This is a genomic window from Streptomyces sp. TOM-9 (genome assembly GCF_056858595.1).
The window spans coordinates 8,432,094-8,445,657 of sequence record NZ_JBXEQB010000001.1 but is presented as its reverse complement, the minus strand read 5'-3'; the positions used below and the strand labels follow the sequence as shown (position 1 = coordinate 8,445,657).

Sequence of the window (13,564 nt, the reverse complement as noted above, 5' to 3'; positions counted from 1 at the left end):
CCACGGCGGAGGCCGACGGCCTCCGCCATACTGCCCGGATGACCGCACCGACCGGCCCCGTGATCCTCTTCGACGACGACTTCCACATGTACGTCCTCAGGGACGTCGCCCACGCGGATGCCTACTGGGAGATGCCGGACGAGTACGCCTGCGGATTCGACGCGCAGGCACGCCCTCTGAGCATGACGGGCGAACCCCATCGGGTCAGCCTCCGACTCACCGGCGCCGCACCGGCCGAGACGACGCTGCGCCGCCTGGTCGCCGACCACTACCGGCGCTTCCTCCCCCGCGAGGCCCCGCCACAGGCGGCGGACCTGGCGGAGTTCGTGGCGGCAATGCCCCGCGACGGCGGCTGAAGCGGCACCGGCCAGGCAGACGTCAGCGCGGCGGCTGCGCTGCGCCCGGGTCGGCCCGGTTCGGACAGCGCCGTCTGGGAGCATCGGATCATGAACGGAACCCACCTGAGCGTCAAGGACGTCGTCGTCGACTGTGCGGATCCGGAGCGGCTGGCCGCGTTCTGGGGCGAGTTGCTGGGGCGGGCGGTCGTGGCGCGGATCGGCCCGTACGTGTGGCTCGCGCGGGACGAGGGGCCGGGCCTGGGCTTCCAGCGGACCGAGGAGCCCAGGTCCGGGAAGAACCGGGTCCACTTCGACGTGGCCTCGCCCGATCCCGGGGCGGAGCGGGCGCGGATCGAGGCGCTGGGCGGGCGGGTGCTCGAGGAGTACGCCGAGGGCGGGTTCCTGGTCATGGCCGACCCCGAGGGGAACGAGTTCTGCGTCGTCCCCGAGGGGCCGTTCGAGCTCGACGACGAGGGACGCGCGGGCTACCTCCGCGACGGCGGCTGACCAGGGGCGAGGCCCCGCACCATGTGCCGCATGACCTCCGGGGGCAGCGCCGGATGCCCCGCGGCCACTTCCGGCGGCGGTGGACCGGGCCGCGCTCTCAGCACGAGCCGGGCGGCGCGGCGGCGAGGAGGTCCCGCAGCGGCCCGCGCTCCGTGGGGAGTCCCGCGGCCCGCAGCCAGGAGACGCGGTTGGCTATGGTGCCCCAGCAGGCGTCCTGGCCGACCAGGGCCTCCAGGAAGGCACGCTGGGCCTGCGTCAGCGGCCGGCCGGGAGCGTACGGGGTCGGGAAGGCGCAGGCGAGGAGCGGGCCCCACTCACTGTCGACGGTGTGCTGGTGGTACTTCGGCACCAGAGCGAGGGCGGCCGGGAGGACCTCGTCGAAGTGCCGGGCGCGGTCGAGCAGTCCGCGCAGCAGGGTGAAGCGGAACCAGCCGTCGAACTGGGGCAGCGGCTCGTCGAACCACGCGTCGGCGGCCGCGGGGTCCGCGAGCGCGTCGAGCAGCGCCGGCACGGCCGCGGAGTCGGAGGTGCCCAGGGCGGCGCAGGCGCGCACCGCCGGGTCGGGGTCCGTCAGGAAGCCGCCGGTGTCATGACCCCAGGCGCGCAGCGACAGGAGGGCACCCGCCCGCTCGCGGCGGTCTCCGTCGGCCCGGGCGATCCGCTCCAGGCGTTCGGCCGCTGCCGGTACGCGGTCGGCGAGTTCGGGCGCCCGCAGCAGATGCGTCACCGCGCCGAGGGCCGCCTCCCTGACGGTGGCGTCCGCGTCGTCCAGCCAGGGCACGACCGCGCCGAACAGTTGCGGCCGGACGGCACGGCACGCCTCGGTCGCCGCGATCTCCTCGGCCCAGTCCTCGTCGCCGTCCTCCTCCGCCTCCTCGTCGCCGTCCTCCTCGTCCTCCTCGTACGCCGCGGAGTCGGCGAGTTCGCCCAACCATTCCAGGAGCGCGGCACGCAGCGGCCGGACCCGGTCGTCCCAGGAGAAGTAGCTCTCGTGAACGGCGAGCGTGCGGGGGTCGCCCAGGATGCCCGCGACGAACAGCGCGGCGGGCGCGGTGGCGGAGTACAACGACCCCTGGTGCAGGACGGACATCTCCAGCCGGCCGAGCGACTCCGCCTGTACCTCCGGGTCGTCGTGCAGGAGCCCGAGCAGGTCGTCCGGGGTGCCGTCCGCGGGCCCGTAGGCGTGGGCGAGGGCCGCCCAGTCGGTCGCCGGCAACAGGGCGGCGGGTTCGGGCAGGGCGGTGGCGGCGTCTTCGTTCGCGGACATGGCGGCAGTCTGCCGCAGAGGTCCGACAACGGCCGCGCACATCAGGCGAATCCGGCCCTTTCACCCGTGTTCCCGCGTTAACTGTGGGGCGGCAGTGAGCGATGTGGGGAGGGGGGAGTACATTGCGGCTGCCATTGGCATCGGAATTCACCACAGCCTGGAGAACTTGTGACCGCATCCCCCCGCCGTGCCTGGTACCGCCCCGGCACCCTGATAGCAGCCGCCGCGACCGGTGTCATCGGTCTCGGCCTGTGCGCCACCCCGGCGTCCGCCCACACGCCCAACTGGAGGGCGGACTGCCACAAGGTGGAGGTCCACCTGAAGGCGTACAACGGCGGCGTCAAGAACACCGTGAAGATCACCGCGGACGGCAAGGACCTGCTGCCGACCACGGAGTTCGGTTCGTCGTTCGACCAGACCCTCGACGTGCCGCCGCACACCGCCGACGTGCACCTGCACCTCAGCGTGGTGGCCGGCGACGGCGAGCGGTTCTCGAAGGAGGACGACCTCACCGTTCCGGCGTGCCAGGACCAGAGCACGCCCACGCCCACCCCGACGGAGACGAAGACCACCGAGTCTCCCAAGCCCAGCGAGACGCCCAGCGAGTCGGCCAGCACGGCCCCCTCCGCTGCGCCCTCCACCCCGTCCACCGACGAGTCCCCGGCCGGCGACCTCGCCGAGACCGGTGCCTCCAGCTCCACCCCGCTGATCGCGGGCGGTGCGGCCGTCGCGCTGCTCGCCGGCGGCGGTCTGCTCTTCGCGAACCGCAAGCGTCGCGCCGCAGCCCGTCACTGACCTCCGGTCGCTGACGGCGGCGCGGTGACGCGCCGTGCATGACACAAGGGTGCCGGACCGTGCTCCGTACGGTCCGGCACCCGTCTTTTCGCGCCCCGTGGCGGGCGCCCCGCGTCAGGCCACGGGCCCCGGCGCGGCGGAGGCCTCGAACTCCCCCTTGCGCAGCCGGTACACCTGCAGCCGCAGGTCGTAGTACTTCTCGGTCTCCCCGACCCATTCCATGCCGACGCTGCGGGCCGTGGCGGCGCCGCGGTCGTTCCGCGGGCGGACCACGGCGAAGAGTTCGTCGACGCCCGACGCGAAGGCGTACCCCGCCAGGGCGCGCCCGGCCTCCGTGGCCAGGCCCCTGCCCCAGTAGGGGTGAGCGAGCTGCCAGCCGATCTCCAGGTCGACGCCGTAGGGCGGGAGCGGCAGGACGGCGGCTCCGCCGACGAGTTCGCCGCTCTCGCGCAGTTCGATCGCCCAGCGCCCGGCCGGCCGTTCGAGGGCGGCACCGCCCTCCTCCCAGGAGCGCAGCAGTTCCCGCATGGACGCGACGTCGGGCTGCCGGGTCATCGCCGGGGCCAGCCAGCGCGTCACGTCGTCCGACCCGTAGACGGCCAGCGCCGCTTCGGCGTCGTCGCCGCGCCATGGCCTCAGGACGAGCCGGGGGGTGACGATCCGGGTTTCCTCGTTGCCCTTCGCGCGCTGCGCCGTGGCCGTACCAGTCATCTGCGTCTTCCGTCCCTGTCGCGGGCTCCGCCGGCCGTACGTCCGGCGGGCGCCCGAAGTCCCCTGTGCCCTCACACAACACCGGGAGGCCGCCGTCACTTCCCACCCCGCCCTCACCTAACCCTCATCACTCGCTTGACAGGTTACCTCGATCCTGTTTCGATGTAACCATCGAAGTGAATCGAAGGGGTTAGACATGGTCACCGTGCACCACCGCTACGCCGAGGTCCAGGGGCACCGGCTCTTCTACCGGGAGGCGGGCCCCGCCGACGCCCCCGTCGTCGTGCTCCTCCACGGCTTCCCGACCAGCTCGTTCATGTTCCGCGAGCTGATCCCGCGGCTCGCCGGCCGCTACCGCGTCATCGCGCCCGACCACCTCGGCTTCGGATTCTCCGACGCCCCCGCCGCCGACGCGTTCGCGTACTCCTTCGACGCCCTCGCCGGACTCACCAAGGGCCTGCTCGACCGGCTGGGCGTCACGCGCTACGCGCTCTACGTCCAGGACTACGGAGCGCCGATCGGCTGGCGCCTCGCGCTGGGCGACCCCGGGGCAGTCACCGCGATCGTCACCCAGAACGGCAACGGTTACGAGGCGGGGTTCGTCGAGGAGTTCTGGAAGGACGTCCATGCCTACCAGCGCGAGCAGACCCCCGAGACCGAGGCGGGTGTCCGCGTGGCGCTGAGCCTCGAGGGCATCAAGTGGCAGTACGTCACAGGAGTGGCGGACGGGACCACCGTCAGTCCGGACGCCTGGCACCACGACTTCCAGCTGGTCTCCCGGCCCGGGAACGACCTCGTGCAGCTCACGCTCTTCCGTGACTACGCGTCGAACCTCCCGCTCTACCCGCGCCTGCACGAGTACCTGCGCACCCACCCCGTGCCCGTGCTCGCGGTCTGGGGCGAGAACGACCCCATCTTCGGGCCCGACGGCGCCCGGGCCTTCGCCAAGGACGCGCAGCGGGCGGAGGTGCACCTTCTCGACGGCGGCCACTTCCTCCTGGAGACCCACGTCGAGCCCGTCGCGGAGCTGATCCTCGGCTTCCTCGACAAGGCCGGGCTGCCCCGCTGAGTTCCCGCATCCCCCACCGCCGTACGACGATTGCGAGGGCCATGACCCGCCACACCGGCTTCCACGAGGGCGAACTCGCCGTCCAGCGACGTGCCGGCGTCGCCCACGAGGCCGCGCGCCTGCGCGGCATGCTCGACCCGCCGCACCTCGGCGGCGGCGTTGCCCACTTCCTCGCCGACCGGGACCTGGCCGTGCTCGGCGCGCACGACGAGGACGGACGCCTGTGGGTCTCCCCGCTGACGGGGACCCCGGGCTTCCTCTCCACCAGGGGCGACGCCGTACGGGTCGCAGCCCGTCCGCGTACGGGCGACCCCCTCGCCGTGCTCCCCGTCGGCGGGGCCGCGGCCCTGATCGTGATCGACTTCGCGATCCGCCGCCGACTCCGTCTCAACGGCACCCTCGCGGCGGCCGACGACGCCGGCTTTGAGCTCGCCGTCGACCAGGCGTACGGGAACTGCCCCCAGTACATCCAGCAGCGCCTGCTCGGCCCGGCGCCGGCGGACGCCCCCGACGGCGAGGACACGCCCACGGCCGGGGCGCGGCCCGCCGACCGGCTCGACGCGGCACAGGCGGCCCTGGTGGGCCGGGCCGACACCTTCTTCCTGGGCACCGCCCACCCCGACCACGGCGCCGACGTCTCCCACCGGGGCGGCCCGCCCGGATTCGTCCGGACGGCGCCCGACGGCAGCCTGTGGTGGCCGGACTACCCCGGCAACAACATGTTCAACAGCCTCGGCAACCTGGCCGGTGACCCCGCCGCGGCCCTGCTCTTCGTCGACTTCGCCGCCGGGACGACGTTGCAGCTGTCCGGCACCGCGGTCGTCGACTGGACCACGCCCGGGGCCGCCGGCGACGACGGGGGCACCGGCCGCCGGGTCCGCTTCACCCCGCGGCACGTCGCCACCGGGCGGGTCCCGGTCCGGGCGGACGCCGTCCTGCCCTACCGGCTCAACCCGCCGCTCACCGCCTGAGCGGGATCAGCCGCCCGTCACCGCGGCCAGCAGCCCGCGGAAGTCCTCCTCGCAGGACGGGCAGCCGCGCAGGTGCACCGCGACACCGGGGTAGTGCCGCTCCGGTGCCGCGTCCGCCAGGAACAGCTCCAGGTAGACGTCCATCAGGTCCAGCGCCGCGTCGCAGCCGGGGTCCAGGGGGTCGGTCCGCAGGAGGTCGTCAAGGCCCTGCCAGTCGTTCATGAGCGCCTCGCTGTCGTCAGGGGCAGATGTCCATTGGCTGCGAGCCGGGCACGGAGCTTACGCCGCGCGTCGAACATCGTCTTGTAGAGCGCGTTGCGGTTCGTCCCGAGTTCCGCGGCGAGCGTGTCGGCGTCCACGCCGTTGACCGCGAGCGCGGTGAACACCGTGCGCTGGCGCTCGGTGAGCTCCTCGTCGACGGCCTCACGCAGGGCCTCCACGAGTTCACGGGCCTCGCTCTGCCGGACGGGGTCGATGCCGAGCCGGTCGGGCAGCCGCTCCCACGCCTCGGGGTCGAGCTGCACGCCGGCCGTCCGCCAGAAATGACGGCCGAGCTTGCTGGACACCTCGTTCATGACGAACTTGTACGCCCACGTCGTGAAGCGGCTGTCACCGCGGAAATCGCCGATCTTCCGGGTGATCGACAGCAGCGCGTCGGCCGCGGCCTGGTGGGCGATGTCGTCCAGCTCCGGCCCGGTGATGCCGTGCCGCGACCCGCGCCGGTTCAGCTCGGCGTAGGCGATCCGCAGCAGCAGCGCGTGCAGCCGGCCGGTCGCCTCCTCGTACGCCTCGCCGTCCGCCGAGAGCGCCCGCACCCACTGCGCGGACTCCGCGTCGAGGGGCCGGCCGCCCCGCGCCCCGTCACCGGCCCGGCCGTCGTGTTCTGCGGAACCCATGCAGCGATCCTAGACGCGGCCGCCCGCCCCCACCCCCACGGCGGCGCCCCGGCGCCCCGCGGAAAACGGGTCGTTCCCGGCAGGTAAGACCCGGCCGTTCGCCGTCACCAATGGGCGTACGGAAAAGAGAGAGCCGCGAGCAAGGAGGGACCGTGACCGGCTACCGCAGGAACCCGGAGGCCGTCTCGCGACTGTCACCGGAGCAGTACCGCGTGACGCAGGAGAACGGCACCGAGCGCGCCTTCACGGGCGCCTACCTGGACAACAAGGAGCCCGGGATCTACGTGGACGTGGTCTCGGGGGAGCCGCTGTTCGCCTCGGTCGACAAGTACGACAGCGGCAGCGGGTGGCCGAGCTTCACCCGGCCGCTGGACCGGACCACCGTCGTGGAGCGGCCCGATCCGGCTTACGGGCGGCTGGCCACCGAGGTCCGCTCGGCGACGGGCGACAGCCACCTGGGGCACGTCTTCCCCGACGGCCCCCGGCAGGCGGGCGGCCTGCGGTACTGCATCAATTCCGCCTCGCTGCGCTTCATCCACGCCGATGACCTGGAGCGGGAAGGTTACGGGGCCTACCTCGGGTTGTTCGACAATGGTGACAGGACCGATTCGGAGGATTGACATGGCAGGACAGACACAGAGGGCCGTGCTCGCGGGCGGGTGCTTCTGGGGCATGCAGGACCTGATCCGCAAGCAGCCCGGCGTCGTCGCGACCCGCGTCGGCTACTCGGGCGGCGACGTGCCCAACGCGACCTACCGCAACCACGGCACGCACGCCGAGGCGATCGAGATCCTCTTCGACCCCGAGAGGACGGACTACCGGGCGCTGCTGGAGTTCTTCTTCCAGGTCCACGACCCGACCACGAAGAACCGCCAGGGCAACGACATCGGCATCAGCTACCGCTCGGCGATCTACTACGTGGACGACGAGCAGAAGCGTGTCGCGCAGGACACCATCGCCGACGTCGAGGCCTCGGGCCTGTGGCCCGGCAAGGTCGTCACCGAGGTCGAGCCCGTCGGGCCCTTCTGGGAGGCCGAGCCCGAGCACCAGGACTACCTGGAGCGCTACCCGGAGGGCTACACCTGCCACTTCCCGCGGCCGAACTGGCGGCTGCCCGCCCGTACGAAGGGCTGACGGACCCCGTCGCGCCGCCCTGGTGACGGGCTCGGGCGGCGTGGCGGCCCTCGGCGGCCCGGGGCCCTCAGCGGCCCCGGGCCGCCGTCGTACGTCGGCCGTACGTCAGTCCGCGGCCTCGGCGCGGGCACGACGGTGGTGGCGCCGGGCCTTCATCCGGTTGCCGCAGGCGGCCATGGAGCACCAGCGGGCGGTGTTGGCCTTGCTGCGGTCGAGCAGGAACAGCCGGCACTCCTCGTTGGCGCAGGGCCGCAGGCGTCCGGGCCTGCCCTCCTGGAGCGCGCCCCAGACCGTGACGGCCCGCACGGCCGGCAAGCGGTCCGCCGGGGCCTCCAGCTCCCAGTCGATGCCGTGCGCGGTCACCCGCGGCGCCCGGACGACCCCGGTGAGCAGCTTCCGGAGGTCGCCGGGCTCACCGTCCCCGCGCACGACGCGCTGCAGCGCCTCGCGCGCCGCCAGGAGGTGACGCAGTTCCTGCGCCGTGCCGGTTCCGCCGTGGGCGCGCAGCCAGCGGCGGCCGGCGTCCGGGCCGGCCAGCTCGTCCACCTGGGTGCCCTCGACGACCGGGGTCGTGTTGAGCAGCTCCAGCAGGAAGTCGTCGTCCGTGGTGTCGGCCGTCATGCTCGGCGCCCCCCAGTCCCGGGTAACCCTTCATTACGTGTTTGAAGGTTACACCTCCGGGCGTGGGCACGGCGGGCGCCGCCCGGCTCATGAGTGCGTTCCCGCTGGAGCGGCCGTGAACTGCGGCTGGATGCCCCGATCGAACGCGCGCCGCCCTACCTACCGTCCCGACGGGCCGGGAAGGTCGGCGGTCGAGTCCGGCGAGGCCGTCGCCGAGGACGCTCGCGCCCAGGAGCAGCAGCACGACCACCAGGATCACCGTGCTGTTGGCGACCATGAACCGCCGCAGGCCGTCCAGGACGCGGGCCGCGGGCTCCCCGCCGGCCAGGTGCAGGAGCACCGCGCCGAGCACGACGCAGGAACCGACGAGGACGAAGGCTCCCGGCATCCCAGATCCATGACGGCGTTCCGTTCCCCGCGTGTCAGAGGGTGATCTTCTGCGGCCGGGTGGTCACCACGATGACGGAGGTGACGCCGGACTCCAGGGCGGCCGTGAACTCCTTCTCCAGTTCCGCCGTGCTCGCCACCTCGACGGCCCGGCAGCCGAAGCCCCGCGCCACGGACACGATGTCCAGTCCCGGGAGGTCGAGTCCGGGCACGCCCGGGGTCCGCTCCAGGTCGGCGAAGGACTTCAGGATCGAGTACTCCCCGTTGCGCATCGCGACGTACACGACGGGCAGCCCCTGCTGCACGGCGGTCCACAGCCCCTGCACCGAGTACTGGAAGGAACCGTCCCCGATCAGGCCCACCACCGGACGCCTGACCCCGCGGTCCCGGTCGCCGAGGGCGATGCCGACGGCGGCCGGCAGGGCCCAGCCGATGCCGCCGCTCGCGGTGGCGAAGAAGGAACCGGGCTCCACGGTGGGCAGCCACTCGGCGTGCTCGGCCATGGTCGAGGTGGACTCGTTGACGAAGACGGCGTGCTCCGGGCGGACCCCGCCGAGGGCGGCGTAGACCTCGGCGGGCGTCGGCGGGCTGCTCGGGGTCCGCGGCAGCTTCCGTGGGCGCGGCATGGGCTCGGGCCGTTCGCGGTCGCCGCCGTCGGCGACCTCCTCGGTGAGGAGTTCGATCGACATCCGGGCGTCGCCCAGGAGGCTGTCGCCGACGCGGGCGGCCGCGGCGACGGCCGGGTCGCTCGTGATGTGCAGCAGTTCGGTCCCCGGCGGCAGGATCTCGCCGGGCACGTACGGGTAGTACCGGAAGACCTCGGCCCCGATGACGACCACCAGGTCGTGGCCGGTGAGCCGTTCCCCGATGGCCCGCACCGACATGCCGAGCGGGCCCCGGTAGAGGGGGTGGTCCTCGGGGAACGACGCGCGATCCGCGAGCGGCGGGCTGTAGACCGCCGCCTTCAGCCGCTCGGCGAGCGCCACGGCGGCCTGCCATCCACCGGCGCGGTCCACCTCGGGCCCGAAGACCAGGGCGGGACGCCGGCTCGCCGTGATGCGCGCGGCGAAGCGCCGCAGGCGCTCAGGGTCCGGCGCGTACGCCGTGCTGACCTCGCGCAGGACGGCGGGACCGGTCAGCGGCCGGTTCCAGTCGTCGAGCGGGATGGACAGGAACACCGGCCCCGCGGGCGGCTGCAGGGCCGTGGCGTAGGCGCGCATGAAGGCCTCGGGCACGTCCTGCGCGCGCGCCGGCTCGTACGACCACTTCACCCACGGCTTGGGCAGGGTCGTCGCCTCGCGGTTGCCCAGGTAGGGCTCGCCGATGACCAGTTCGCGGTGCTGCTGGCCCGCGGTGACGATCAGCGGGGTGTGCCCGTGGTACGCGGCGACCAGGTTGCCGACGCCGTTGCCGAGCCCGGCCGACGAGTGCACGTTCACCAGCGCCGGGCGGCGGGTGGTCTGGGCGTAGGCGTCCGCCATGGCGATGACGGAGGCCTCCTGCAGGGCCAGGACGTAACTGAAGTCGTCCGGGAAGTCCTGGAGGAACGTCTCCTCGGTGGATCCCGGGTTGCCGAAGACCGTGGTCAGCCGCAGTGACCGCAGCAGGTCGTAGGTCACCGAGTGGACGGTGGATCGCTCGCTCATGGTGCGCAGTGCTCCCGGGGGCCCGGTGGACGCCGAGACGGACGGCACCCGCCGGTCGCGGGGTGTCACCTCTCGCCACACACGGTGACGTTAGACGCTCGCACCGCACCCGCCCGGCACATCGGACGTGCCGCGCGGTGCGATCATCCCGACGGGCGCCGCGGGCGAACGGACCCCGGTGGCGGCCCGCCTCAGGGGTTCGGCAGCTCCTGCTCGGCCCAGATCGTCTTGCCCGTCTCCTCGTACCGCGTGCCCCAGTGCCGCGTGAGGGAGGCGACGATGAACAGACCGCGTCCGCCCTCGTCCTGCAGACGGGCGTGGCGCAGGTGCGGCGCGGTGTCGGCGTCGTCGTGCACCTCGACGGTGAGTCCCCGGTCGAGGATCAGCCGCAGCTGGATGGGGCCCTTCGCGTGCCGGATGACGTTGGTGGCGAGTTCGCTGACGACCAGGTCGGTGACCGGGGCGTGGTCCTCCAGCCCCCACTGCGCCAGCCGGCCGTGCGCGGCACGGCGGGCCTCGCGGACGGAGGGCGCCTCGGCGGGGAAGGTCCAGCTGGAGATGCGGTCGGGGGCGATGGTCCGGGTCCTGGCCAGCAGCAGGGCGGCGCCGTCCTGCGGGGTCGCACCGCGCAGCACCTTGTAGACGATCTCGTCGCACACCTCCTCGGGGGCAGCCCCCGGTTCGGCGACCACCTTGCGCAGCCGGGTGAGCCGCTCCTCGGCCTCGGCCGGGTGGCGGTGCGCGCTGCCGTCGGAGTAGAGCGTCAGCAGACTGCCGGCCCGCAGCTGCGTGGTCACCGTCTCGTAGGGCGTGCCGTGGCCGAGCGCCGCCCCGGCCGGTACCGCCAGCGTGCTCACCACCCCGTCGGGCCCGGTCAGCAGCGGGGAAGCGTGCCCGGCGGAGGCCGCCGCGCATGCCTGGGTGACCGGGTCGTAGGTCACGTACAGGCAGGAGGCGGTGAAGGGCGGCCGCGCGTGGTGCAGCGTCACCGGGTCCGCGTCCTGCTCGCGCGCCAGCCGCCGGCCCACGTCGTCGAGGTGGGCCAGCAGTTCGTCGGGCGGGAGGTCCATCGCGGCCAGCGTGGAGGCGGCGGTCCGCAGCCGCCCCATCGCCGTGGAGGCCTGCAGGTCCTCCCCGGCGACGTACCCGATGACGAGCCCCACCCGGCAGCTCGACAGCGGGAGGACGTCGAACCAGTGGGCGCCGTAGCGGCCGGGCATGTAGCAGTGCGAGGACCGCACCCCCGCCGCCTCGGGCGGCAGGCGCGGCAGCAGGCTGCGCTGCAGCGCGGTGGCGACCGTGTGCTCGCGGGTGAAACGGCGGGCGTTGTCGACGCAGATCGCCGTGCAGGTGGCCAGTTGGGTCGCCAGCGACAGGTCCTCCTCGTCGAAGGCCACCGGGCGCGGCCCGCCCCGGTAGAAGCTGGCCAGGCCCATGACCAGCCCGTGGACGGTCAGCGGCGTCACGATCAGCGAGTGCGCCCCGGAACGGGCGATGAACTCCGCGCGCGCCCGGTCGTGCACCAGCCATCCGCCGGACGACGGCACCGCGTCCACCAGCCGGGGCCGCAGGTCGCCCAGGGCCTGCGTGTACGGTGTGGGAAAGGCGAAGTGACTGGCGCTGCCCACGGGGTAGGCACCGTACTGCCCGTCGCGGGACTTGAACGCGGCGCGCCGCATCGGCAGCCGGACCGTCACCGGGCCGACGGGCGCGTCCCCGGTGAGCACGGACTCCATCAGGTCGACCGCGACGGCGTCCGCGAAGCACGGCACCGCCAAGTCGGCCAGTTCCTGCGCTGTGCGCAGCGGGTCCAGCGAGCTGCCGATGCCGGCCCGCGCCATGTTGAGGAGGTCCAGTTCCTTCTGTTTGCGCAGGTCGCGGGTCACGTCGTGGACCATCGCGGCGACGCCGACGGGCCGTCCGCCGTCCCGCAGGACGAAGCCGGTGACGGCGTAGTCGTGGCGGTGGCCCGGATCGGTGGCCGGGTACGCGCTGACGGGACGGTCGAGGACCGCGGAACCGCCCTCCAGGACCTCGTTCATGACGGGCGAGAGCGGGATCCGGTCGTCCAGGTCACCGAGGGCGGCGCCGATCACCACGTCCGCCGGCAGCCCGCGCACGGCCAGGGCCGCGGGGTTGGCGCGCAGGACGCGCAACCGCATGTCGTACACCTCGAGGCCCGCCCTGGCCTGCTCGAACAGGGCCTTCTCGAAGACGCACGCCCCGTCCGGGGCGCCGTTGCCGGTGCCGGTCACGGTCACGGTCCATGCCCGGGTCGCTGGTCACGAGGCACGGTCCACCTCCCATCGACTAGCCCAGTTAACCCACCGAGGGGCCGGCCGCGCCACCGGGAGCCGGGCGGCGGGAAGCGGCGTGTCCGGACCGGTCGACGAGCCGCAGTGCCGCCTCCGTGGCCGCCACGAGTGAGGCCTCACCCTGGACGCGCCGCCGGTTCAGGGCCTTCTCCAGCCATGCGCGGGCCTCCTCGGTGCGCCCTTGGTCCAGGCGCTGCTTGCCCAAGTGCTGGAAGCAGAAGGAGAGCAGGTCCGGGGCATGTGCCTCGGCCAGGCGCAGGGCCCGCTGGTAGTGGGGCTCGGCGGCGTCCAGGGCCCCGGCGTAGCGGTGGGCGTCTGCCAGGTTGAGGTGCACGGCGACGGCGAACCGCTCGCCGGCGAGCGCCAGTGAGCGCTCCAGGAGGGCGACGGCCTCCTCGTGGTGGCCCAGCACCAGGTGTCCCAGGCCCGCTCTGCGCAGCGGCTCGGGACGGTCGAGGGGGCCGTCGAGCAGTTCTGCCACCGCCCGTGCCAGGGCCGCACGGTCCGTGGCCACCATGCGGCCGGAGTCGTCCAGGGTGATCAGGTGCTCCACGCCGTCCCGCCTCAGTGCCGCCCGGATGAGGGTCAGGAGTCTGCCGTGGCGCCGTGCCCGAGGTACAGGGCTGCGCCGGCGTCCCGGTCCGAGGCGGTGAGGTAGGCCCAGCCCAGGGGGTTCCATCGCAGACGGCGCACCTCGACGCCGTCGATCACGGCGTTCCCCCGCGCCGCGCACTCGTAGGCGTCCGCGGCGCGGAGCATGGCGGTCCGCACGGCGTCCTCCGCGTCGGCGGCCTCGCCGACCACGTAGTAGTGGCTGCGCACGGCACCCCGGGCCGTGCTGAACCGCAATCCCACGAACCATCGGTCCTCGGGGGCGGTGACGGTGGCTAGCATCGGCACTGCTCTC

Annotated in this window: 16 protein-coding genes; 7 read left to right on the top strand and 9 right to left on the bottom strand. The window is 73.4% G+C overall.

The window, feature by feature from the left end; all coding sequences use genetic code 11:
• The first annotated feature begins 38 nt into the window (after window positions 1-38).
• Both AC1VWI_RS38905 and AC1VWI_RS38900 read left to right on the top strand, forming a co-directional pair.
• Window positions 39-356: a hypothetical protein gene (locus AC1VWI_RS38905; RefSeq protein WP_499515742.1), complete on the top strand. Its 318-nt coding sequence runs from the start codon at window positions 39-41 to the stop codon at window positions 354-356.
• Between the two features lie 90 nt (window positions 357-446).
• Window positions 447-845 (top strand): VOC family protein, encoded by a 399-nt coding sequence (locus AC1VWI_RS38900; RefSeq protein WP_499515741.1) that lies wholly within the window; start codon window positions 447-449, stop codon window positions 843-845.
• A 97-nt stretch (window positions 846-942) separates the two neighbouring features.
• Here the strand turns inward: AC1VWI_RS38900 and AC1VWI_RS38895 are convergent, their stop codons facing one another.
• A complete protein-coding gene (locus AC1VWI_RS38895) occupies window positions 943-2,112 on the bottom strand; it encodes a HEAT repeat domain-containing protein (RefSeq protein ID WP_499515740.1) in 1,170 nt (389 codons plus the stop codon).
• Between the two features lie 168 nt (window positions 2,113-2,280).
• On the opposite strand from AC1VWI_RS38895, the gene AC1VWI_RS38890 reads away from it, so the two are divergent.
• Window positions 2,281-2,907: an LAETG motif-containing sortase-dependent surface protein gene (locus AC1VWI_RS38890; protein WP_499515739.1), complete on the top strand. Its 627-nt coding sequence runs from the start codon at window positions 2,281-2,283 to the stop codon at window positions 2,905-2,907.
• A 114-nt stretch (window positions 2,908-3,021) separates the two neighbouring features.
• Here the strand turns inward: AC1VWI_RS38890 and AC1VWI_RS38885 are convergent, their stop codons facing one another.
• The gene (locus AC1VWI_RS38885; protein ID WP_499515738.1) at window positions 3,022-3,618 is read right to left on the bottom strand and encodes a GNAT family N-acetyltransferase; all 597 of its coding nucleotides are present in this window, start codon (window positions 3,616-3,618) and stop codon (window positions 3,022-3,024) included.
• Between the two features lie 196 nt (window positions 3,619-3,814).
• Here AC1VWI_RS38885 and AC1VWI_RS38880 point away from each other — a divergent pair, with 196 nt between their 5' ends.
• The gene (locus AC1VWI_RS38880) at window positions 3,815-4,687 is read left to right on the top strand and encodes an alpha/beta fold hydrolase (protein WP_499515737.1); all 873 of its coding nucleotides are present in this window, start codon (window positions 3,815-3,817) and stop codon (window positions 4,685-4,687) included.
• 41 nt (window positions 4,688-4,728) lie between these two features.
• On the top strand, window positions 4,729-5,658 hold the full coding sequence (locus tag AC1VWI_RS38875) for a pyridoxamine 5'-phosphate oxidase family protein (RefSeq protein ID WP_499515736.1): 930 nt from the start codon (window positions 4,729-4,731) through the stop codon (window positions 5,656-5,658).
• Window positions 5,659-5,664: 6 nt separating this feature from the next.
• On the opposite strand, the gene AC1VWI_RS38870 is transcribed toward AC1VWI_RS38875, so the two are convergent.
• Both AC1VWI_RS38870 and AC1VWI_RS38865 read right to left on the bottom strand, forming a co-directional pair.
• Complete coding sequence (locus AC1VWI_RS38870) at window positions 5,665-5,880, bottom strand: hypothetical protein (protein ID WP_499515735.1); 216 nt, start codon at window positions 5,878-5,880, stop codon at window positions 5,665-5,667.
• Window positions 5,877-6,554, bottom strand: a complete 678-nt coding sequence (locus AC1VWI_RS38865; protein ID WP_499515734.1) for an RNA polymerase sigma factor — start codon at window positions 6,552-6,554, stop codon at window positions 5,877-5,879. Before AC1VWI_RS38865 ends, AC1VWI_RS38870 begins: the two co-directional genes overlap by 4 nt.
• A gap of 152 nt (window positions 6,555-6,706) precedes the next feature.
• Between AC1VWI_RS38865 and msrB the strand changes: the two genes are divergently transcribed.
• A complete protein-coding gene (msrB, locus tag AC1VWI_RS38860; protein ID WP_499515733.1) occupies window positions 6,707-7,174 on the top strand; it encodes a peptide-methionine (R)-S-oxide reductase MsrB in 468 nt (155 codons plus the stop codon).
• A gap of 1 nt (window position 7,175) precedes the next feature.
• Window positions 7,176-7,688, top strand: coding sequence for a peptide-methionine (S)-S-oxide reductase MsrA (msrA, locus tag AC1VWI_RS38855; protein WP_499515732.1), 513 nt, complete (start codon window positions 7,176-7,178; stop codon window positions 7,686-7,688).
• Window positions 7,689-7,793: 105 nt separating this feature from the next.
• Here the strand turns inward: msrA and AC1VWI_RS38850 are convergent, their stop codons facing one another.
• From AC1VWI_RS38850 to AC1VWI_RS38830, 5 genes are all read right to left on the bottom strand, one after another.
• A complete protein-coding gene (locus tag AC1VWI_RS38850) occupies window positions 7,794-8,309 on the bottom strand; it encodes a CGNR zinc finger domain-containing protein (protein ID WP_499515731.1) in 516 nt (171 codons plus the stop codon).
• 422 nt (window positions 8,310-8,731) lie between these two features.
• Window positions 8,732-10,342, bottom strand: a complete 1,611-nt coding sequence (gene mdlC / locus AC1VWI_RS38845; protein WP_499515730.1) for a benzoylformate decarboxylase — start codon at window positions 10,340-10,342, stop codon at window positions 8,732-8,734.
• Between the two features lie 191 nt (window positions 10,343-10,533).
• The gene (locus tag AC1VWI_RS38840) at window positions 10,534-12,597 is read right to left on the bottom strand and encodes an ATP-binding SpoIIE family protein phosphatase (protein ID WP_499515729.1); all 2,064 of its coding nucleotides are present in this window, start codon (window positions 12,595-12,597) and stop codon (window positions 10,534-10,536) included.
• 64 nt (window positions 12,598-12,661) lie between these two features.
• Window positions 12,662-13,210, bottom strand: a complete 549-nt coding sequence (locus tag AC1VWI_RS38835; RefSeq protein ID WP_499515728.1) for a tetratricopeptide repeat protein — start codon at window positions 13,208-13,210, stop codon at window positions 12,662-12,664.
• 32 nt (window positions 13,211-13,242) lie between these two features.
• Window positions 13,243-13,551, bottom strand: a complete 309-nt coding sequence (locus AC1VWI_RS38830; RefSeq protein WP_499515727.1) for a hypothetical protein — start codon at window positions 13,549-13,551, stop codon at window positions 13,243-13,245.
• Window positions 13,552-13,564 lie beyond the last annotated feature (13 nt).

What these genes read in the sequence shown, in the direction of transcription:
- AC1VWI_RS38850 (WP_499515731.1), bottom strand. Translation starts at nt 8,309, where the DNA reads ATGACGGCCGACACCACGGACGACGACTTCCTGCTGGAGCTGCTCAAC.
- AC1VWI_RS38830 (WP_499515727.1), bottom strand. Translation starts at nt 13,551, where the DNA reads ATGCTAGCCACCGTCACCGCCCCCGAGGACCGATGGTTCGTGGGATTG.
- AC1VWI_RS38905 (WP_499515742.1), top strand. Translation starts at nt 39, where the DNA reads ATGACCGCACCGACCGGCCCCGTGATCCTCTTCGACGACGACTTCCAC.
- AC1VWI_RS38880 (WP_499515737.1), top strand. Translation starts at nt 3,815, where the DNA reads ATGGTCACCGTGCACCACCGCTACGCCGAGGTCCAGGGGCACCGGCTC.
- AC1VWI_RS38895 (WP_499515740.1), bottom strand. Translation starts at nt 2,112, where the DNA reads ATGTCCGCGAACGAAGACGCCGCCACCGCCCTGCCCGAACCCGCCGCC.
- mdlC (WP_499515730.1), bottom strand. Translation starts at nt 10,342, where the DNA reads ATGAGCGAGCGATCCACCGTCCACTCGGTGACCTACGACCTGCTGCGG.
- msrA (WP_499515732.1), top strand. Translation starts at nt 7,176, where the DNA reads ATGGCAGGACAGACACAGAGGGCCGTGCTCGCGGGCGGGTGCTTCTGG.
- AC1VWI_RS38885 (WP_499515738.1), bottom strand. Translation starts at nt 3,618, where the DNA reads ATGACTGGTACGGCCACGGCGCAGCGCGCGAAGGGCAACGAGGAAACC.
- AC1VWI_RS38900 (WP_499515741.1), top strand. Translation starts at nt 447, where the DNA reads ATGAACGGAACCCACCTGAGCGTCAAGGACGTCGTCGTCGACTGTGCG.
- AC1VWI_RS38875 (WP_499515736.1), top strand. Translation starts at nt 4,729, where the DNA reads ATGACCCGCCACACCGGCTTCCACGAGGGCGAACTCGCCGTCCAGCGA.
- AC1VWI_RS38870 (WP_499515735.1), bottom strand. Translation starts at nt 5,880, where the DNA reads ATGAACGACTGGCAGGGCCTTGACGACCTCCTGCGGACCGACCCCCTG.
- AC1VWI_RS38865 (WP_499515734.1), bottom strand. Translation starts at nt 6,554, where the DNA reads ATGGGTTCCGCAGAACACGACGGCCGGGCCGGTGACGGGGCGCGGGGC.